The sequence below is a fragment of the Klebsiella sp. 141161 genome, assembly GCF_050600815.1.
In the GTDB taxonomy this organism is placed as follows: Bacteria; Pseudomonadota; Gammaproteobacteria; order Enterobacterales; family Enterobacteriaceae; genus Klebsiella; species Klebsiella aerogenes.
On record NZ_JAQIRN010000005.1, the window covers coordinates 115,453 to 134,799 of the forward strand.

At 56.3% G+C, this 19,347-nt stretch carries 15 protein-coding genes and 1 pseudogene; 9 read left to right on the forward strand and 7 right to left on the reverse strand.

The annotated features are described in order from the left end of the window. Positions 1-25: 25 nt before the first annotated feature. Entirely contained in the window at positions 26-1,153 is a 1,128-nt protein-coding gene (dapE, locus tag PGR79_RS14675; protein ID WP_113374476.1) for a succinyl-diaminopimelate desuccinylase, read from the reverse strand. A 3-nt stretch (positions 1,154-1,156) separates the two neighbouring features. Beyond that, positions 1,157-1,513: an ArsC family reductase gene (locus tag PGR79_RS14680; protein WP_015703145.1), complete on the reverse strand. Its 357-nt coding sequence runs from the start codon at positions 1,511-1,513 to the stop codon at positions 1,157-1,159. Between the two features lie 355 nt (positions 1,514-1,868). On the opposite strand from PGR79_RS14680, the gene ypfM reads away from it, so the two are divergent. Further along, entirely contained in the window at positions 1,869-1,928 is a 60-nt protein-coding gene (ypfM, locus tag PGR79_RS14685; RefSeq protein ID WP_087867655.1) for a protein YpfM, read from the forward strand. A gap of 84 nt (positions 1,929-2,012) precedes the next feature. Here the strand turns inward: ypfM and acrD are convergent, their stop codons facing one another. Beyond that, complete coding sequence (acrD, locus tag PGR79_RS14690; protein ID WP_430921932.1) at positions 2,013-5,126, reverse strand: multidrug efflux RND transporter permease AcrD; 3,114 nt, start codon at positions 5,124-5,126, stop codon at positions 2,013-2,015. A gap of 383 nt (positions 5,127-5,509) precedes the next feature. Here acrD and aegA point away from each other — a divergent pair, with 383 nt between their 5' ends. The 3 genes and pseudogenes from aegA (at position 5,510) to PGR79_RS14705 (ending at position 9,260) form a co-directional block, all read left to right on the forward strand. Next, positions 5,510-7,480, forward strand: coding sequence for a formate-dependent uric acid utilization protein AegA (gene aegA / locus PGR79_RS14695; RefSeq protein WP_113374474.1), 1,971 nt, complete (start codon positions 5,510-5,512; stop codon positions 7,478-7,480). Positions 7,481-7,538: 58 nt separating this feature from the next. After that, positions 7,539-8,136 (forward strand): annotated as a pseudogene (gene nudK / locus PGR79_RS14700) (GDP-mannose pyrophosphatase NudK). A gap of 77 nt (positions 8,137-8,213) precedes the next feature. Beyond that, positions 8,214-9,260 carry a DUF1176 domain-containing protein gene (locus PGR79_RS14705; RefSeq protein ID WP_087858432.1) on the forward strand — a complete coding sequence of 349 codons (1,047 nt, stop codon included), beginning with the start codon at positions 8,214-8,216 and terminating at the stop codon, positions 9,258-9,260. Here the strand turns inward: PGR79_RS14705 and tkt are convergent. Together tkt and tal are read right to left on the reverse strand one after the other, a co-directional pair. Next, the gene (tkt, locus tag PGR79_RS14710; protein ID WP_430921934.1) at positions 9,250-11,244 is read right to left on the reverse strand and encodes a transketolase; all 1,995 of its coding nucleotides are present in this window, start codon (positions 11,242-11,244) and stop codon (positions 9,250-9,252) included. The genes PGR79_RS14705 and tkt overlap by 11 nt on opposite strands. A gap of 6 nt (positions 11,245-11,250) precedes the next feature. Further along, positions 11,251-12,219, reverse strand: coding sequence for a transaldolase (gene tal, locus PGR79_RS14715; RefSeq protein ID WP_087858434.1), 969 nt, complete (start codon positions 12,217-12,219; stop codon positions 11,251-11,253). A gap of 293 nt (positions 12,220-12,512) precedes the next feature. On the opposite strand from tal, the gene maeB reads away from it, so the two are divergent. Further along, positions 12,513-14,792, forward strand: coding sequence for an NADP-dependent oxaloacetate-decarboxylating malate dehydrogenase (gene maeB, locus PGR79_RS14720; protein WP_015365481.1), 2,280 nt, complete (start codon positions 12,513-12,515; stop codon positions 14,790-14,792). A gap of 58 nt (positions 14,793-14,850) precedes the next feature. On the opposite strand, the gene hemF is transcribed toward maeB, so the two are convergent. Together hemF and amiA are read right to left on the reverse strand one after the other, a co-directional pair. Further along, the gene (hemF, locus tag PGR79_RS14725) at positions 14,851-15,750 is read right to left on the reverse strand and encodes an oxygen-dependent coproporphyrinogen oxidase (RefSeq protein WP_015365482.1); all 900 of its coding nucleotides are present in this window, start codon (positions 15,748-15,750) and stop codon (positions 14,851-14,853) included. Continuing rightward, positions 15,750-16,622, reverse strand: coding sequence for an N-acetylmuramoyl-L-alanine amidase AmiA (gene amiA / locus PGR79_RS14730; RefSeq protein WP_015365483.1), 873 nt, complete (start codon positions 16,620-16,622; stop codon positions 15,750-15,752). Before amiA ends, hemF begins: the two co-directional genes overlap by 1 nt. 211 nt (positions 16,623-16,833) lie before the next feature. Between amiA and PGR79_RS14735 the strand changes: the two genes are divergently transcribed. From PGR79_RS14735 to PGR79_RS14750, 4 genes are all read left to right on the forward strand, one after another. Continuing rightward, complete coding sequence (locus PGR79_RS14735; protein ID WP_045392622.1) at positions 16,834-17,259, forward strand: GNAT family acetyltransferase; 426 nt, start codon at positions 16,834-16,836, stop codon at positions 17,257-17,259. After that, positions 17,246-17,695, forward strand: coding sequence for a DUF2919 domain-containing protein (locus PGR79_RS14740; protein WP_430921937.1), 450 nt, complete (start codon positions 17,246-17,248; stop codon positions 17,693-17,695). Before PGR79_RS14735 ends, PGR79_RS14740 begins: the two co-directional genes overlap by 14 nt. Positions 17,696-17,755: 60 nt before the next feature. After that, a complete protein-coding gene (locus PGR79_RS14745; protein WP_047043503.1) occupies positions 17,756-18,331 on the forward strand; it encodes an RpoE-regulated lipoprotein in 576 nt (191 codons plus the stop codon). A 94-nt stretch (positions 18,332-18,425) separates the two neighbouring features. Further along, positions 18,426-19,325 carry a Dyp-type peroxidase gene (locus tag PGR79_RS14750; protein WP_015365487.1) on the forward strand — a complete coding sequence of 300 codons (900 nt, stop codon included), beginning with the start codon at positions 18,426-18,428 and terminating at the stop codon, positions 19,323-19,325. Positions 19,326-19,347: the final 22 nt, after the last annotated feature.

Genomic DNA, 19,347 nt, shown 5'->3' on the forward strand with positions numbered 1-19,347 from the left:
CGCTGCGGGGTAATCGTTATTGTCGTCAGGCGACCAGTTGTTCCATGATGCGTTGATACATCCGCGCCAGCAGCTGCAGGTCGGCGGCGTTGACGCATTCATTAATTTTATGAATGGTCGCATTCACCGGGCCCAGTTCAACTACCTGCGCGCCCATGCGGGCGATAAAGCGTCCGTCAGAGGTACCGCCGGTGGTTAGCAACTGCGGTTTTACTTCATTATAGTGCTCAATGGCGTTCACGACCGCATCGACAAGATTGCCGCGACCGGTCAGGAATGGCTGGCCGGAAAGCCACCATTCGACGGTATAGCGCAGCTGATATTTTTCCAGCAGCGCGATGATGCGCGCCTTGATCATCTCGTCGGTCAGCTCGGTGCTGAAACGGAAGTTGAACTGAACGAACATATCGCCAGGGATGACGTTGTTACTGCCGGTGCCGGACTGCACGTTGGCGATTTGCATGCTGGTTGGCGGGAAGTATTCGTTGCCTTTATCCCATTCGATAGCCACCAGCTCCGCCAGCATCGGCGCCGCGCGGTGTACCGGGTTATCGGCGAGGTGCGGATAAGCGACGTGGCCCTGGACGCCGTGAATCGTCAGGTTACAGGTGAGTGAACCGCGACGGCCGTTTTTCACGACATCGCCAACCACTTCGGTACTCGAGGGTTCGCCGACCAGGCAGTAATCAAGACGCTCGTTACGCGCCATCAGCGCTTCGACCACTTTTACCGTGCCGTGGGTGGCGCTGGCCTCTTCATCAGAGGTGATGAGAAACGCCAGACGGCCTTTGTGATTCGGGTACTGCGCGACAAAGCGCTCGGCGGCGACAACCATCGCCGCCAGCGACCCTTTCATATCCGCCGCGCCGCGGCCAAACAGCATGCCATCGCGGATAGTCGGTTCAAACGGCGGATTGATCCAGCGGTCGGCGTCGCCTGCCGGCACCACATCGGTATGGCCGGCAAAGGCCAGCGTTTCACCCTGTCCACGCCAGGCCCAGAAATTTTGCGTATCGCCGAAGTCCATCGCTTCAACGGTAAAGCCGATCGCCCGCAGGCGTTCAATCATTAACGCCTGGCATCCCGCATCATTGGGGCTAAGGGAAGGGCGGCGAATAAGCTGCTGAGCCAGCTCAATGACCGGGCAAGACATAGACTACACCTCGTTAATAAATTTTTCGTAGTTTGCTTCGCTAAAGCCCAGCAGCATAGGCTGACCGGGCGCGCAGAGCAATGGGCGTTTGATAATTGCCGGCATTTCCAGCATCAACGCCGCCGCCGCATCGGCATTATCGATCCCAGTGCGGACCGATTCATCGAGTTTGCGCCAGGTGGTGCCGCGGGTGTTAAGCAGCGCTTCCCAGCCTAATTCGGCAATAAAGGTATTCAGCAATTCGCGGTCCAGTCCGTCAACACGATAATCGTGGAAGCGATAGTCTATCTGATGGGCTTCCAGCCAGCGGCGGGCCTTTTTAATGGTGTCGCAGTTTTTGATGCCGTACATGGTCAACATAATTAAACCTTCACGTTAAAAGAATATGTTTCTCAGTTTTTTCCGAATATATAAGCTTTGTTAAATAATACGTTAATCGGCAGGATAAATATAACTTTTCAGCCTTGTCTGATTAAAATTTGTTCTTTTTCTCGGCAGACTAAGATAATGAATTACAGGAATTCTGATATTAACAAAATGTTGCGTAATGTTGCTCCATGTCACATTAAATTTACATGAACCGGCTTATGGTAGCCGCAAGCCAGAGTATTCAAGGCTTGTGGCGACAAGAAAAGCGATTAGAGCGATAGATCGGACGAACTTCTCCTAAGCGGGGAAATTATCTAAAATCGCCATAATAATAAGAGAGGCTATTATGATTGAACATGAACTGGGGAACTGGAAAGATTTTATCGAAGATATGCTGCGTAAATAAAATCTGGCTTTGTCGGTACTGAAGACAATGTTTGACCCATGAAAAAGGCGACTGTGACAGTCGCCTTTTCTGTTATTTGACGGTTTATTCCGTCCTCTCTTTCAGCGGGAAGCGGCGGCGTACCAACACGAAGAACAGCGGTACAAAGAAGATGGCCAGCACGGTGGCGGAGATCATGCCGCCCATGACGCCGGTACCAACAGCGTGCTGGCTGCCGGAGCCCGCGCCGGTACTGGTGGCCATTGGTAGCACGCCAAAGATAAACGCCAGTGAGGTCATCAGTATCGGGCGTAGACGCTGGCGGCAGGCCGATAGCGTGGCGGTCAGCAGATCTTCACCTTTCTGGTTGAGTTCGTTGGCGAACTCAACAATCAGGATGGCGTTCTTGGCCGACAGGCCGATGACCGTCAACAGACCTACCTGGAAGTAGACATCGTTTTCCAGGCCGCGCATCCAGGTCGCCAGCAGCGCGCCGATAACCCCCTGCGGCACCACCAGCATCACCGAGAACGGTACCGACCAGCTTTCATATAGCGCCGCCAGACACAGGAAGACCACCAGCAGAGAAATGGCATACAGGGCAGGCGCCTGAGCGCCAGACAAACGCTCCTGATAGGACATCGCCGTCCATTCCAGGCCGAAACCGTTCGGGAGCTGTTTGGCTAACTCTTCCATAATGGTCATGGCGGTTCCGGTGCTGACGCCAGGCGCGGCTTCGCCGACGATCTCGACCGCTGAGTAGCCATTGTAACGTTCGAGGCGCGGCGAACCTGTTTCCCAACGCGAGGTGGCGAAGGCGGAGAACGGTACCATGGTGCCGCTGTTGTTACGCACATACCACAAATTGATATCGTCCGGCAGCATGCGATATTTCGCCGCCGCCTGGACGTAGACCTTCTTCACGCGTCCGCGATCCATAAAGTCGTTTACGTAGCTCGAACCCCAGGCGGTCTGTAGCGTATCGTTAATATCATCAATGGAGACTCCCAGCGCTTGGGCTTTACGCTGGTCGATATCAACCTGTAGCTGCGGGCTGTCGTCCAGGCCGTTGTGGCGCACGCGGGTGAGCTGGTCGTTGTTCGCCGCCAGCTCCAGCAGCTTATCGCGCGCTGACATCAACGCCTCGTGGCCGTTACCAGCGTGGTCTTCAAGCTCCATATCGAAGCCGGCGGAGCTGCCGAGACCGCTGATGGCCGGCGGGCTGCTGGCAAAGACGCGCGCTTCTTTAATTTTGTTGAAAGCCTTGGTCGCGCGCTCAATGATAGCGAATGAGGAGCCAGTGGTTGGGTCGCGTTGGTCCCAGTCTTTCAGGCGCACAAACATACGAGCAACGTTCTGGCCGTTGCCGCCGGGGCCGGAGCCGACGGTTGCAAATACCGACTCGACGTTACTCTTCTCGTTATTGAGGAAATAATCTTCCGCTTTCTGCACCACCTTCAGCGTCTGCTGTTGGGTGGAACCGCTCGGGAGCTGTATCGAGGTGGTGAACATACCGCGGTCTTCCAGCGGCAGGAATGAGGTCGGCAGATGCAGGAACAGCAGCACCATGCCGCCGAGCAGCAGGACGTAAATCAAAATCCAGCGCAGCGAGCGGTGGAGAATTTTGCCCACGAAAGTTTCATAGCGGCTGGCGCTGCGGATGAAGGTGCGGTTAAACCAGCCGAAGAACCCTTTTTGACCATGCACCTCGCCTTTATGAATCGGTTTTAACAGCGTGGCGCACAGCGCCGGGGTGAGGATCATCGCTACCAGCACCGACAGCACCATTGCTGAAACGATGGTAATGGAGAACTGGCGGTAAATGGCGCCGGTGGTGCCGCCGAAGAAGGCCATGGGGACGAATACCGCCGATAGCACCATAGCGATACCGACCAGCGCCCCCTGGATCTGTTTCATCGATTTTCGCGTCGCTTCACGCGGCGAAAGACCTTCTTCGCTCATAATGCGCTCGACGTTTTCAACCACGACGATGGCATCATCGACCAGCAGGCCGATAGCCAGCACCGTCGCGAACATCGTCAGGGTGTTAATACTGTAACCGCAGGCGTAGAGCACCGCGAAGGTGCCCATCAATACTACCGGCACGGCGATGGTCGGGATCAGGGTCGCGCGGAAGTTCTGCAAGAACAAATACATGACCAGGAACACCAGCAGAATCGCCTCCAGCAGCGTTTTCACCACATCGGTAATCGAGGCTTTTACAAAAGAGGTGGTCTCGTAGGCGACTTTATACTGCAGCCCGTGCGGAAAATATTGCGACAGTTCATCAAGACGGGCGATAACGCGCTCGGCGGTGGCCATTTCGTTGGCGCCAGAGGCGAGCTTAATCCCCAGTCCCGAAGCGGCCTGACGATTATAGCGGCTCAGATAATCATATTTTTCAGCGCCCATTTCGACGCTGGCGACGTCGCCCAGAGTGACTTCCGAACCATCCTGATTCACGCGCAGGGTAATATCGCGGAACTGCTGCGGCGTTTGCAGCAGCGATTGTGAGTTGATGGTGGCGTTCAGCGCCTGTTTATCCACCGACGGGGTACCGCCCAACTGGCCGACGGCAATCTGCGCGTTCTGCGATTCGATGGCGTCAGTCACATCTTTCGCCGTCATCTGATAGCTGTTGAGTTTCGCCGGATCGAGCCAGATACGCATTGAGTACTGCGAACCGTAGGCGTCGATATCGCCGACGCCGTTGACGCGGCTTAGAGGATCCTGCACGTTACTGGCGACGTAGTCAGCAATATCCTGCTTATCCATGCTGCCGTCGGTAGAGACAAACGCAAGAGTCAGAATGTTGGTGTCGCCGGTTTTGCGTACCGTTACCCCCTGATTCTGTACCGCCTGCGGCAGTTTTCGCATCGCCGATTGCAGCTGGTTTTGTACCTGCTGCACGGCTTCATCCGGATCGGTACCGGCGGTAAAGCTCAGGGTAACCGTTGCCTGACCGGTGGCGCTACTCTGCGATGACATGTACATGAGGTTATCAAGGCCGGTCATGTTTTGTTCGATAACCTGGGTGACGGTATTCTCCAGCGTTTGCGCCGAGGCGCCGGGATAATTCGCCGTGACTCGGACGTTAGGTGGCGCCAAATCCGGATATTGTTCTACGGGGAGCGACAAAATTGCCAGCGTGCCGGTCAGGACTAATAAAATAGCCAAAACCCAGGCAAAGATGGGGCGATCGATAAAGAAATTCGCCATCGGAATCAGGACCTCATTGTGTACATTTTTTGTTATTGCGCAGCCTGTGATACTTTATAGATAACCCCGCAGGCAATCGTGGAGAAATTAAGGAGATAGTGTAATTTATCATGTGTCTTTTATGAGAGCGTAAAGAAACGTCTGCCGCTCCTCTCTGAATTTATATGCGCTTATCACGTCTTTTCTGTCATTCCGCCAAAGCCGCCTATTATTGCTCAGCTAAATGAAACAAAATTTCATTCAGGTCAATATTTTTGATCTAAACCGGATTCTGGCGAGAAAAGCCGATTTCTGGGCAAATGACCATTGTCCAGCGGTCATGATGTCGGGTAATAAACAGTCATACTAAATGAGGGGTTATTAGCGATAAGCCGGAAGGATGTATGAACCACTTTATTATGAGCGATAGTCGCAAATGCATCGGATGCAGGGGCTGCGAAGTGGCCTGCGTGCTGGCGCATAATGGCGAACAACATGTCTTGACCCCACAGCGCTTTTTGCCGCGCATTAGCGTTATTAAAAACCAGAGCCAGCGTAACGCGGTAACCTGTCGTCACTGTGAAGGCGCGCCCTGCGTGCGTAGCTGCCCTAACGGCGCCATTAGCCAGCAGGATGACAGCGTATTAGTGCATGGAGAAAAATGTATTGGCTGTAAATCCTGCGTGGTGGCTTGCCCCTTTGGCGTGATGCAAATCGTCGTCACGTCAGACGGCAGAGCAACCGCGCATAAATGCGACTTATGCCATGAGCGCGACGCCGGGCCGGCCTGCGTGCAAAATTGTCCGGCGCAGGCATTACAGTTGGCGACCGATTCCGCGTTAAGCGAGATGGCGAAAGCGCGGCGCCTGCGGGCGGCGCGAGCGGATGCGGCGTCATGGCAACATCGGACTTTGACCGCCTTAGCGCCGACTACCGGCAATAAAGCCAGCCAGATGGCGGCCACGCCCGCCCGCGGCGAGGCGGATAAACTGGCGGCTGATGCGCGTAAACTGCACTTTGGCGAAATCTATTTGCCATTCAGCGCCGCCCAGGCGCGGCGGGAAACGCAACGCTGTCTAAAATGCGGCGATCGCAGCATCTGCGAGTGGACCTGTCCGCTACATAACCATATTCCGCAGTGGATCGAGCGGGTAAAGGCTGGCGACATCGCCAGCGCCGTTGAGCTTTCCCATCAAACCAACTGCCTGCCGGAAATTACCGGCCGCGTCTGCCCGCAGGATCGCCTGTGCGAAGGCGCCTGCACGCTGCGCGACGAGAGCGGCTCGGTGACTATCGGCAACATCGAACGCTATATCTCCGACCAGGCGCTGGCCGGCGGCTGGCGCCCAGACCTTTCGGCAGTAAAAGCCAGCGGCAAGAAGGTTGCCATCATCGGCGCCGGGCCTGCGGGCCTGGCCTGCGCCGACCTTCTGGCGCGTAGCGGCGTGGCGGCGGTGGTGTTCGATCGCCACCCGGAAATCGGCGGCCTGCTGACTTTCGGCATTCCGCCTTTCAAACTGGATAAATCATTGCTGGCGCGTCGGCGCGAGATTTTCAGCCAGATGGGCATCCGCTTTGAACTGAACTGCGAGGTGGGAAAAGACATCAAACTCGCTCAACTGCTTGCAGATTATGACGCGGTTTTCGTCGGCGCCGGTACCTATCGCTCGATGAAAGCCGATCTGCCCAACGAGGAGGCGCCGGGCGTGTATGAGGCGCTGCCGTTCCTTATTGCCAACACCAAACAGGTGATGGGGCTGGAGGCGCTGGCCGATGAGCCTTATATCGATACCGCCGGGCTGAAGGTTGTCGTGCTGGGGGGCGGCGATACGGCGATGGACTGCGTGCGTACCGCGCTGCGCCACGGCGCGCAACAGGTCACCTGCGCCTATCGTCGTGATGAAGCCAATATGCCGGGGTCGAAAAAAGAGGTCAAAAATGCCCGGGAAGAGGGGGCGAGCTTTGAATTCAATGTTCAGCCGATCACCCTTGAGCTCGGCGAGGACGGCCGAGTCTGCGGCGTGCGTTTTCTGCGCACCCAGCTTGGCGAACCTGACGCACAGGGCCGCCGCAGCCCGTCGCCTGTCCCCGGCAGCGAATTTGTCATGCCTGCCGACGCGGTCATTATGGCGTTTGGTTTCCACCCGCATTCGATGCCGTGGCTGGAAGCCGCAGGGGTACAGCTGGATAGCCGCGGGCGGATCAAGGCGAGCGTGGAGAGCCGTTATCGTTACCAGACCAGTAATCAGAAGGTCTTCGCCGGCGGCGACGCGGTACGCGGCGCGGATTTGGTGGTGACGGCGATGGCGGAAGGGCGGCATGCCGCGCAGGGGATCATGGACTACCTGGGCGTCGTTTCCGCACTGACGCACTAACGACAAAGCAGGCTCCGCGGCGTAGTATGACCGGGTTATTTCACGCTGCGGAGTTTGCATGTCACTTAATATCCACGTCATTAAAGATAAAATTCTCTCCGAAAACTATTTTCTGCTGCGCAACATGACCTATGAGTTGACGCGCCGCGACGGCAGCGTCGTGCGTCACAAACGCGAAGTGTACGATCGCGGCAACGGCGCCACGGTTCTGCTTTACAACCCCAGCAAGCAAAGCGTGGTACTGGTGCGCCAGTTCCGCGTCGCCACCTGGGTTAACGGCAACCCGGATGGCATGCTGATTGAAACCTGCGCAGGACTGCTGGATAACGACGCGCCAGAGGTATGTATCCGCAAGGAGGCGATCGAGGAGACCGGCTATCAGGTCGGCGAGGCGCGCAAGGTCTTCGAACTTTATATGTCGCCCGGCGGCGTGACCGAGCTGATTCACTTTTTTATCGCCGAATACAGCGAAGCGCAGCGCGCTAACCGGGGCGGCGGCGTGGATGATGAAGATATTGAGGTGCTGGAACTGCCGTTCGTCCGGGCGCTGGAGATGGTCGCCAACGGTGAAATCCAGGATGGCAAAGCGGTGATCCTGCTGCAATACCTACAAAATTCCGGCCTGATGTCGCGGGATCTCTGATAAATCTGATTGAGCAAAACCCCGCCAGTGCTGATGATAATGATGAATTAGAAATCACTCTGTCAGTCATACTTCGGGATTGTGCCGCTCATGCTTTATCGGGTTTTAATACTGCTTTTTTTCGGTTTTCTGCCGACATCGTTGGCGTGGGCGGCGCCAGCCCAGCAGCTGTTTGGAGACTGGCTTGTCACCTGCAACAATCAAAATTATTGCGTCACGCGTAATGTCGGGCTGCATCATGGATTGGTGATGACGCTAAGCCGCAGCGCGGGAGCTGCCACTGATGCCGCTTTGCGCATCGAACTTGGCGGCGTTGGTAATCCGGTTGCCGCGCTGGCGGCCATCGGCCCGCGGCTGCAGCTAGATGAAAAACCGCTGCATTTTGACGGTAAACATTGGCAGATTGCCGATAAGCTAATTAAAACCAGCGATAGCGTCAGCATCGACGCTTTCCTGCAGCAGGCCCAGGAGGGGAAAGAAATTACCCTGCAAAACGGTCTGCAAAGTATTTCATTAAAGGGCCTCAAGGCCGCGCTGCTATTTATTGATAATCGGCAAAAGCGGGTCGGCAGCGAAACCGCGTGGGTCGGCAAAGGTGAAGAACCACCGCTCAGCGTACCGCCAGCGCCGGCATTGCGAACCGTCGGCCAGGCGGAAGTGGCGCAATCGCCGCTTAGCCGCGACGAACTTAATGAGCTGATCGACTACGGCAATGAGCGGATGAACGCCAGCCCCTGTTCGCTCGATCCTTTCCGCCGGGAAATCCGCGTCACCGCGCTGACCGATGAGAAAGTTCTGCTGATGACTAGTTGCGAAGCGGGCGCCTACAACACCGTCTGGCTGGCGTGGCTGGTGTCGCGCAAAACGCCGCATCTCTCCCGCCAGGTGCGCCTGGCGCTGCCTTTCCAGCCTCCGGGGAATGCGCCGCGGGATATAGAGCTGATTAACGCCAGCTTCGATGAGCAGCGTCATGAACTGGTGACCTTCGATAAAGGCCGCGCGCCGGGCGATTGCGGAATCCAAACCCGCTGGCGTTATGACGGCCAGCGGTTTAATTTGACCCGCTACGCTCAGCAACCGCAGTGCGATAACTGGCAGGGGCCAGATGCCTGGCCCACACTATGGATCACCCGTTAAGCACTTTGCGGCTGACTTCGACAATATGTTCAGCGGTAAAGCCGAAGAACGGGAACAGCTTGTCGGCGGGCGCCGATTCCCCGTAGCGGGTCATACCAACAATTGCGCCTTTCAGGCCGACATATTTATACCAGTAGTCGGCAATACCGGCTTCGATAGCGACGCGGGCGCTAACATCGGAAGGCAGCACCGACTCGCGCCAGGCCTCATCCTGAGCATCGAAAACGTCGGTGGAAGGCAGCGACACCACCCGCACGTTTACGCCGCTGGCCAGCAGCGTCTCCGCCGCCTGAACGGTAATCTCGACTTCCGAACCGGTGGCGATAAGGATGAGATCCGGCTTGCCGCCCGCATCTTTCAGAACGTAACCGCCGCGCGCAATTTCCTGCACCTGTTCCGGCGTACGGGCCATTTGCGCCAGATTCTGTCGCGAAAGGATTAACGCGGTAGGGCCGTCATTGCGCTCGATGGCCGCCTGCCAGGCGACGGCGGTTTCCACCTGATCGCACGGCCGCCAGGTACTAAAATTGGGCGTCAGGCGCAGGCTTGCCAGTTGCTCCACCGCCTGATGCGTTGGGCCGTCTTCGCCAAGGCCGATTGAATCATGGGTGTAGACCATAATCTGGTGCGCTTTCATCAGCGCCGCCATGCGCGCGGCGTTGCGCGCGTATTCGACGAACATCAGGAAAGTCGAGGTATAGGGAATAAAACCGCCGTGCAGGGCGATGCCGTTAGCTACCGCGGTCATACCGAATTCGCGTACGCCGTAGTGGATATAATTACCCGCCTGATCCTCTTTGATCGACTTAGAGCCGGACCAGATCGTCAGGTTACTGGGCGCCAGGTCGGCGGAACCACCGAGCAGCTCAGGCAAATCCGGGCCGTAGGCGTTAAGCGCATTTTGCGAAGCCTTACGGCTGGCGATTTTCGCCGGTTCCGACTGTAGCTTCGCCACATAATCGTGGGCCGTTTTTTGCCAGTCAGCCGGGAGCTCACCTTCCATGCGGCGTTTCAGTTCAGCCGCCAGTTCTGGATACTGCTGCTGGTAAGCGGCGAATTTTTCATTCCACGCATGTTCTGCTTTCTCGCCGCGCGGCCGCGCATCCCAGCCCTGATAAATTTCTTTCGGGATTTCAAACGGCGGATATTTCCAGCCCAGCTGTTCGCGGGCCAGCGCGACCTCTTTTTCCCCCAATGCCGCGCCGTGCGACTCTTCGGAACCGGCTTTATTCGGTGAACCAAAGCCAATTATGGTGCGGCAAATAATCAGCGAGGGTTTGTCTGTTACCGCCTGCGCCTCCTGGATTGCCTGCTTCACCGCCTGCGGATCGTGACCGTCGATATCGCCAATCACGTGCCAGTGGTAGGCGCGAAAGCGCTCGGCGGTATCGTCGGTGAACCAGCCTTCAACGTGGCCGTCAATAGAGATACCGTTGTGATCGTAGAACCCGATCAGCTTGCCTAATCCCAGGGTGCCCGCCAGCGAACTGGCCTCGTGTGAAATCCCTTCCATCAGACAGCCATCGCCCATAAACACCCAGGTGTAGTGATCGACGATGTCGTGGCCGGGACGGTTAAACTGCGCCGCCAGCGTGCGTTCGGCGATAGCCATCCCGACGGCGTTAGCCAGCCCCTGGCCGAGCGGCCCGGTGGTGGTTTCCACGCCGGGGGTATAGCCATGTTCCGGGTGGCCCGGCGTTTTCGAATGCAGCTGGCGGAAGTTTTTCAGCTCATTCATCGGCAGATCGTAGCCGGTCAAATGCAGCAGGCTATACAGCAGCATCGAAGCATGGCCGTTAGACAAAATGAAACGATCGCGATCGTACCAGTGCGGATTTACCGGGTTGTGCTTGAGAAAATCGTTCCACAGCACTTCGGCGATATCCGCCATCCCCATCGGAGCGCCGGGGTGACCGGAATTGGCTTTCTGGACGGCGTCCATACTCAGGGCGCGAATGGCGTTAGCAAGCTCTCTTCGGGACATAGTCGTTTACTCCGTGACAAAGGATGACAGTTTTGCTGCTAGCAGATCTTCCAGTTTGCGTTGATCGACGGCGAACTGGCGAATACCTTCCGCCAGCTTTTCTACCGCCATCGGATCCTGGTTATGCTCCCAGCGGAATTCCGCTTCGCTTAGCGGAACCGGGCGCGGAAGTATCTGATGAGCGGGGATGAGTTTGCGTATTACCGGCGCGTCGCTGGCCTGCAGCTCTTGTAACAAGGCCGGGGAGATGGTCAGGCGGTCGCAGCCGACCAGCGCGAGGATTTGTTCGGTGCGGCGGAAGCTGGCGCCCATCACGATGGTGTTGTACTTATGGAGTTTGAAATAGTCGTAAATATTACGCACTGATTTCACCCCTGGGTCTTCATCAACCACGTAGGGATCTAACGGCTGACGTGCCTGATACCAATCGTAAATACGCCCGACGAAGGGCGAAATCAGAAACACGCCGGCTTCAGCGCAAGCGCGAGCCTGGGCGAAAGAGAACAGCAGCGTCAGGTTGCAGTGAATCCCTTCTTTTTCCAACACCTCCGCGGCGCGGATCCCTTCCCAGGTGGAGGCTAGTTTGATCAGGATCCGCGACTTATCGATCCCCATTTCCTGATAGAGAGCGACCAGATGGCGCGCTTTCTCGATACTTTTTTCACGATTGAAGGAGAGACGGGCATCGACTTCGGTGGAGACGCGCCCTGGGATGCTTTTGAGTATTTCCGCACCAAAATTGACCGCCAGTTTATCGCAGGCATTGGCGACCTGCGTCTCGCGGTTGCCGCCCTGTTTTGCGGCCCAGGCCAGGGCATCATCGATAAGCCCGGCGTAGTTTTCCAGTCCGGCAGCCTTTAAGAGCAGCGAAGGATTGGTGGTGGCATCTTCCGGCTGATAGTGGCGGATAGATTCAATGTCGCCGCTGTCGGCGACCACGGTGGTGAACTGTTTGATACTGTCTAGCTGATTCATTAAAAAGTACTCCTGGAACAATAAGTTGCATGAGTTCTTGTCGTTATGCGGTAGAGAGGGTGATGAGGTACATAACTAAAAAGCATAGCAGACGGGGCTATCATTGACCGTGAAACTAGGTTACATAAATATTATAAATTGATAACAACCAGACCTTTGTGATGGCAAGAGTATGGCGGCCTTCAAAGTTTAAACCGCCGTCAGGCGCGATACTAAGCCTCGCCTTAAGGCGGGCCGACGGCTCGCCATCACGCTTCACCCCCTACGATTCGATACGTGAAAGGAACCATAAAATGGATGAGCAGTTGAAACAAAGCGCCCTTGATTTCCACGAGTTCCCGGTACCCGGGAAAATTCAGGTGTCGCCGACTAAACCTCTGGCGACCCAACGCGATCTGGCGCTGGCATATTCGCCGGGCGTTGCCGCGCCGTGCCTGGAAATTGAGAAGGATCCTTTGGCCGCTTACAAATATACCGCTCGAGGCAACCTCGTGGCGGTGGTCTCCAACGGTACCGCCGTCCTCGGTTTAGGCAATATCGGCGCGCTGGCCGGAAAACCGGTAATGGAAGGAAAGGGCGTTCTGTTTAAGAAATTCGCCGGCATTGATGTGTTTGATATTGAAGTCGATGAGCTGGATCCTGACAAATTCATTAATGTCGTTGCCGCCCTGGAGCCGACATTTGGCGGCATCAACCTCGAAGATATTAAAGCGCCGGAATGTTTCTATATTGAACAGAAACTGCGTGAACGCATGAATATTCCGGTGTTCCACGACGATCAGCACGGTACGGCGATTATCAGTACCGCGGCAATTCTCAACGGTCTGCGGGTGGTGGAGAAGAATCTCTCCGATGTGCGGATGGTGGTCTCCGGCGCGGGAGCGGCGGCTATCGCCTGTATGAACCTGCTGGTGGCGCTGGGAATGCAGAAACACAATATCGTGGTCTGCGACTCGAAAGGCGTTATCTATAAAGACCGCGAAGCCAACATGGCGGAAACCAAAGCGGCCTACGCGGTGGAAGACGACGGGAAACGTACCCTCGACGATGTCATCGATGGCGCGGACATTTTCCTCGGCTGCTCCGGGCCGAAAGTTCTGACTCCGGAGATGGTCAAGAAGATGGCGCGCTCGCCGCTGATCCTCGCGCTGGCGAACCCGGAGCCGGAAATCCTGCCGCCGCTGGCGAAGGAAGTGCGCGACGACGTGATTATTTGTACCGGCCGTTCCGACTATCCAAACCAGGTCAACAACGTGCTGTGCTTCCCGTTCATCTTCCGCGGCGCGCTGGATGTCGGCGCGACGGCGATAAACGAAGAGATGAAGCTGGCGGCGGTTCATGCTATCGCCGAGCTGGCGCATGCCGAACAGAGCGAAGTCGTGGCTTCCGCCTATGGCGACCAGGACCTCAGCTTTGGCCCGGAGTACATTATTCCGAAACCGTTCGATCCGCGTCTGATCGTCAAGATCGCCCCAGCGGTCGCTAAAGCGGCGATGGAATCCGGCGTGGCGACGCGGCCGATTGCCGACTTCGATGCCTACATCGAGAAGCTGAGCGAGTTCGTTTATAAAACCAACCTGTTTATGAAGCCGATCTTCTCCCAGGCGCGCAAAGAGCCGAAGCGCGTGGTGCTGGCGGAAGGTGAGGAGACCCGCGTGCTGCACGCTACGCAGGAGCTGGTATCTCTGGGGCTGGCGAAGCCAATCCTCATCGGTCGTCCGAGCGTGATTGAAATGCGCATCCAGAAACTGGGTCTGCAGATCAAACCGGGCGTGGACTTTGAAATCGTCAATAATGAATCCGATCCGCGCTTTAAAGAGTACTGGAGCGAGTACTATCAGCTGATGAAGCGCCGCGGCATTACCCAGGAGCAGGCGCAGCGGGCGGTCATTAGCAACACTTCGGTCATTGGCGCGATTATGGTTCATCGCGGTGAGGCGGATGCGATGATCTGCGGAACCATCGGCGATTATCATGAGCACTATCGCGTGGTTCAGCCGCTGTTTGGCTTCCGCGACGGCGTCAGCACCGCCGGGGCGATGAATGCGCTGCTGCTGCCAAGCGGCAACACCTTTATCGCCGACACCTACGTCAATCACGATCCATCGCCGGAAGAGCTGGCGGAGATCACCCTGATGGCGGCGGAAAGCGTGCGTCGTTTTGGTATCGAACCGCGCGTGGCGCTGCTGTCGCACTCTAACTTCGGTTCAGCTGATTGCCCGTCCGCCAGCAAAATGCGCAAAACGCTGGAATTGGTGAAAGCGAGCGCGCCGGATCTGATGATTGACGGCGAAATGCACGGCGACGCCGCACTGGTCGAAAGCATCCGTAATGACCGTATGCCGGATAGCCCGCTGAAAGGGGCGGCTAATATTCTGGTGATGCCGAATATGGAAGCCGCGCGTATCAGCTACAACCTGCTGCGCGTCTCCAGTTCGGAAGGGGTCACCGTCGGGCCGGTACTGATGGGTATCGCTAAGCCGGTGCATATTCTGACGCCTATTGCCTCCGTGCGCCGTATCGTCAATATGGTGGCGCTGGCGGTCGTGGAAGCGCAGACCCAGCCGCTATAAGCACAATAAAAAAGTAAGCCCCGGTATGCCGGGGCTTTTTTGTCTCAGAAGACCTAAATTAGATCCACTCTTTGACTTTAATAAACTCGCTCAATGCGGCTTCCGGGCTGCCTTCTTGCGGGTGGTAGTCATACTCCCAGCGCACCAGGGGCGGCATCGACATCAGAATAGACTCCGTACGCCCGCCGGTCTGCAGGCCAAACAGCGTGCCGCGATCCCACACCAGATTGAATTCCACATAACGCCCGCGGCGATAAAGCTGGAAATCGCGTTCGCGTTCGCCATAAGGCGTGGTTTTTCGGCGCTCAACGATCGGCAGGTAAGCGTCGGTAAAGCCGTTGCCCACCGCCTGCATAAAGGCGAAGCAGTGGTCGAAATCCGGCGTATTTAAATCATCAAAGAACAGGCCGCCAATGCCGCGCTGCTCATTGCGGTGCTTAAGGAAGAAGTAATCATCGCACCACTTTTTATAGCGCGGATAGACCTCGTCGCCGTACGGCAGGCACAAATCGCGGGCGGTACGATGCCAGTGGATGGCGTCTTCTTCAAATCCGTAATAAGGCGTTAAATCAAAACCGCCGCCGAACCACCACACCGGATCGGCGCCGGGCTTCTCGGCAATAAAAAAGCGAACGTTAGCGTGGCTGGTCGGCACATAGGGGTTGCGCGGATGCACCACCAGCGAAACCCCCATTGCTTCAAAGCTGCGCCCGGCCAGTTCCGGGCGGTGGGCGGTAGCCGAGGCGGGCATCGCATCGCCGTGGACGTGAGAAAAGTTAACCCCGGCCTGCTCAAAGATGCCGCCGTCACGTAAAACCCGGCTGCGTCCGCCACCGCCGCCTTCGCGCTGCCAGCTATCTTCAACAAAATCCTTGCCGTCAACGGCGGAGAGTTTGGCGCAAATGGCATCCTGCAGCTGAAGAAGGAAGGCTTTGACCTGCTGTACATCGGGTTTCATTAACGTCTCTTCGAATGCGCTTTCTGGTTATCGAACCAGTGGAAATAACTAATAATGCCGGAAGCGATAGCGTTAGCAATCTTCTGGCGGAAAGCGGTTGTGCCGAGTAGCTTCTCTTCATTTGGGTTGGTAATGAACGACGTTTCGACCAGCACCGAGGGAATCGAAGGGGACTTCAGCACCACAAAGGCCGCCTGCTCTGTATTGCGGCTGTGCAGTTTATGCACCGGCTTAATCTTTTTCAGAATATGCGAGCCGAGCGTCAGGCTGTTCTTAATGGTGTCGGTTTGCACCAAATCGAACAATACCTGCTGCAGCAGATGGTCCTTATCCGTTGCTTTTTTACCGGCGACCTCATCGGCGCGGTTTTCGCGCTCGGAGAGATATTTCGCCATGGCGCTACTGGCGCCGCGGTTGGAGAGCGCAAAGACGGAGGCGCCGGCCGCACTCGGGTTGGTAAAGCCGTCGGCGTGAATCGACATAAACAGATCGGCGCCGTGCTGGTGGGCGATCTCAACGCGATCGTACAGTGGAATAAAGGTATCGCCGCTACGCGTCAGACGGGCATCGATGCCGTTGCTGCGTAAAATGCTGCGCACATTTTTGGCAATGGCCAGCACGACGTGTTTTTCTTTCGAACCGTTGTGGCCAATTGCCCCCGTATCGATGCCGCCATGACCGGGGTCAAGCATCACCAGACGCCTGCTGCCTGCTTTCTTTGCGACGGGTTTGCTGTGTCCATTGGAAGTTTTTAGCGGCTGCTCTTTGGCAGTGGCTTGGGAAGCGACGCCGGTTAGCGTCATCGCAGCCAGTCCTGCTTTCAGCACCTGACGGCGCGAAGCAAGTATTTTTAATGGTTTAAAAGTGCTCATTCGGCCTGAATTGTAAACAAGTGATGTCCAATGTTATATCGTATCGCGTTTCCCGTTACGACCACTCAAAATAAGAATTGTTTTACTTTTCATTTCAATACATGACAAAGCGATATTATGCCATTTTTTGCTGATGATTTCGCCTGATATTGGCTATCAGTCATATTCGCGCCATAATCACTGTTTTTAACCGTAAATGGTGGGGAATACCATGGAGATTCGCGTTTTTCGCCAGCAGGATTTCGAAGAAGTGATCACCCTTTGGGAGCGCTGCGATCTTCTGCGCCCATGGAACGATCCGGAAATGGATATCGAGCGTAAGCTCAACCACGACGTGAGCTTGTTTCTGGTCGCTGAAGTGAACGGTGAAGTGGTAGGGACGGTAATGGGCGGTTACGACGGACACCGCGGTTCCGCTTACTATCTTGGCGTACATCCGGAATACCGCGGCCGCGGTATCGCTAATGCGCTGCTCAATCGGCTGGAAAAGAAGCTGATCGCCCGCGGCTGCCCGAAAATTTCAATTATGGTGCGTGACGATAACGAAGTGGTGCAGGGGATGTATGAGCGTCTCGGTTACGAGCACTCGGATGTACTCACCCTCGGTAAACGCCTGATTGAAGATGAAGAATACTGAATTTATTCCTGCCGATTATGATACCCAGGGCCGTTTACGGCTGCCGCTGTTGTTTTGGGGCGTTCTGTTGCTGCAGGCGCGCACCTGGGTACTGTTCGTTATGGCCGGCGCCTCCCGCCAGCAGGGAGATGCGCTGCTGAGCCTGTTCTATCCCGATCACGATAACTTCTGGCTGGGGTTACTGCCCGGCGTACCGGCGGTAGCGGCATTTTTGTTGAGCGGTCAGCGTCAGCGTTTCCCGCGGCTCTGGCCGCTGATGCGTTGGCTGCTGATTGCCTCGCAGGCGCTATTGCTGGCCTGGCAGCCGTGGCTGTGGTTCACCGGCGAGGCGCCTTCCGCGCTGACCATCGCCCTGCTGGCGGCCGATATTTATGCGCTATGGTGGCTGATAACCAGCCGCAGGTTGCATGCCTGTTTTCGCCTCGAAGCGCTTTAATGGCACTTTTTGCCGATCGCGTACTCCAACATGCGTTGAATTAATCAGAAGGATTGAGTTATGAAATCGCTACGTCTAATGCTCTGCGCGCTTCCGCTGGCGCTAACCGGCTGCTCAACGATGAGCGCGGTGAACTGGTCGGCTGCCTATCCGTGGAACTGGTTTGGTTCTTCCAACGAGGTCACCGAGCAGGGCGTGGGTAAACTGACAGCATCGACGCCGCTGAATGAGCAGGCGATTAGCGATGCCCTCGGCGGCAGCTACCGTCTGCGCAGCGGAATGAAAACCACGGATGGCAAAATCGTTCACTATTTTGAAGCGCTAAAGGATGACAAGCTGGCGCTGACCATCAACGGCGATGGCGGTACGGTGAGCCGCATTGACGTGCGCGATAGCGCAATTCCCGCCGCCAGCGGCGTGAAAATCGGTACCCCGTTTAGCGAACTGTACAGCAAAGCGTTTGGCAACTGCGAGAAAGGCGCTCCTGATAACGGCGCGGTGGTGGAATGTAAAGCCGCAGGGAGCCAGCACATCAGCTATGCCTTTACCGGCCACTGGAGCGGTCCGGACGAGCTGATGCCGTCCGACGATACCCTGAAGAACTGGAAAGTCAGCAAAATTATCTGGCGTCGCTAATTTGATCTGAAGAGACACGTGGGCGGATAAAAACGGTTACAATAGCGCGTTAGCAACGCGATAGCGTTGTGGTTGCATCATTTCAGGAGGAGCGATGTCTCAGGTTCAGAGCGGCATTTTGCCGGAACATTGCCGCGCGGCGATTTGGATTGAAGCCAATGTCAAAGGGGACGTTAACGCCCTGCGCGAAGCGAGCAAAATTTTTGTCGATAACGTGGCCACCTTCCAGGCTAAATTCCCTGACGCCAAACTCGGCGCGGTGGTCGCTTTCGGCAATACCGTCTGGCGTCAGCTGAGCGGCGGTGAAGGCGCGGAAGAGTTAAAAGATTTTCCGGTTTACGGTAAAGGGCTGGCGCCATCCACGCAGTATGACGTGTTGATTCATATTTTATCCGCCCGTCATGAAGTGAACTTTTCCGTCGCCCAGGCGGCGGTGGCCGCTTTCGGCGACGCCATTGAAGTGAAAGAAGAAATTCACGGTTTCCGCTGGGTGGAAGAACGCGATCTGAGCGGCTTTGTCGACGGCACCGAAAACCCGGCAGGCGAAGAAACCCGCCGTGAAGTCGCGGTGATTAAAGACGGCGTTGACGCGGGCGGCAGCTACGTATTCGTGCAGCGCTGGGAGCACAATCTTAAGCAACTGAACCGCATGAGCGTGCCGGATCAGGAGATGATGATTGGCCGTACCAAAGACGCCAACGAAGAGATCGACGGCGACGAGCGCCCGATTACTTCGCACCTGAGCCGCGTGGACTTAAAAGAAGATGGCAAAGGCCTGAAAATCGTCCGCCAGAGCCTGCCGTACGGTACCGCCAGCGGCACTAACGGCCTGTACTTCTGCGCCTACTGCGCGCGCCTGTATAACATTGAGCAACAGCTGCTGAGCATGTTCGGCGATACCGACGGTAAGCGTGATGCGATGCTGCGCTTTACAAAACCGGTGACCGGCGGTTATTACTTCGCGCCGTCGCTGGAGCGTATCCAGGCGCTGTAATTTTTCCCCTCACCCTAACCCT

Excerpts from the sequence above, each read along its gene's own strand:
- dapE (WP_113374476.1), bottom strand. The coding sequence starts at position 1,153 with ATGTCTTGCCCGGTCATTGAGCTGGCTCAGCAGCTTATTCGCCGCCCT.
- PGR79_RS14680 (WP_015703145.1), bottom strand. The coding sequence starts at position 1,513 with ATGTTGACCATGTACGGCATCAAAAACTGCGACACCATTAAAAAGGCC.
- acrD (WP_430921932.1), bottom strand. The coding sequence starts at position 5,126 with ATGGCGAATTTCTTTATCGATCGCCCCATCTTTGCCTGGGTTTTGGCT.
- aegA (WP_113374474.1), top strand. The coding sequence starts at position 5,510 with ATGAACCACTTTATTATGAGCGATAGTCGCAAATGCATCGGATGCAGG.
- PGR79_RS14705 (WP_087858432.1), top strand. The coding sequence starts at position 8,214 with ATGCTTTATCGGGTTTTAATACTGCTTTTTTTCGGTTTTCTGCCGACA.
- tkt (WP_430921934.1), bottom strand. The coding sequence starts at position 11,244 with ATGTCCCGAAGAGAGCTTGCTAACGCCATTCGCGCCCTGAGTATGGAC.
- tal (WP_087858434.1), bottom strand. The coding sequence starts at position 12,219 with ATGAATCAGCTAGACAGTATCAAACAGTTCACCACCGTGGTCGCCGAC.
- maeB (WP_015365481.1), top strand. The coding sequence starts at position 12,513 with ATGGATGAGCAGTTGAAACAAAGCGCCCTTGATTTCCACGAGTTCCCG.
- hemF (WP_015365482.1), bottom strand. The coding sequence starts at position 15,750 with ATGAAACCCGATGTACAGCAGGTCAAAGCCTTCCTTCTTCAGCTGCAG.
- amiA (WP_015365483.1), bottom strand. The coding sequence starts at position 16,622 with ATGAGCACTTTTAAACCATTAAAAATACTTGCTTCGCGCCGTCAGGTG.
- PGR79_RS14735 (WP_045392622.1), top strand. The coding sequence starts at position 16,834 with ATGGAGATTCGCGTTTTTCGCCAGCAGGATTTCGAAGAAGTGATCACC.
- PGR79_RS14740 (WP_430921937.1), top strand. The coding sequence starts at position 17,246 with ATGAAGAATACTGAATTTATTCCTGCCGATTATGATACCCAGGGCCGT.
- PGR79_RS14745 (WP_047043503.1), top strand. The coding sequence starts at position 17,756 with ATGAAATCGCTACGTCTAATGCTCTGCGCGCTTCCGCTGGCGCTAACC.
- PGR79_RS14750 (WP_015365487.1), top strand. The coding sequence starts at position 18,426 with ATGTCTCAGGTTCAGAGCGGCATTTTGCCGGAACATTGCCGCGCGGCG.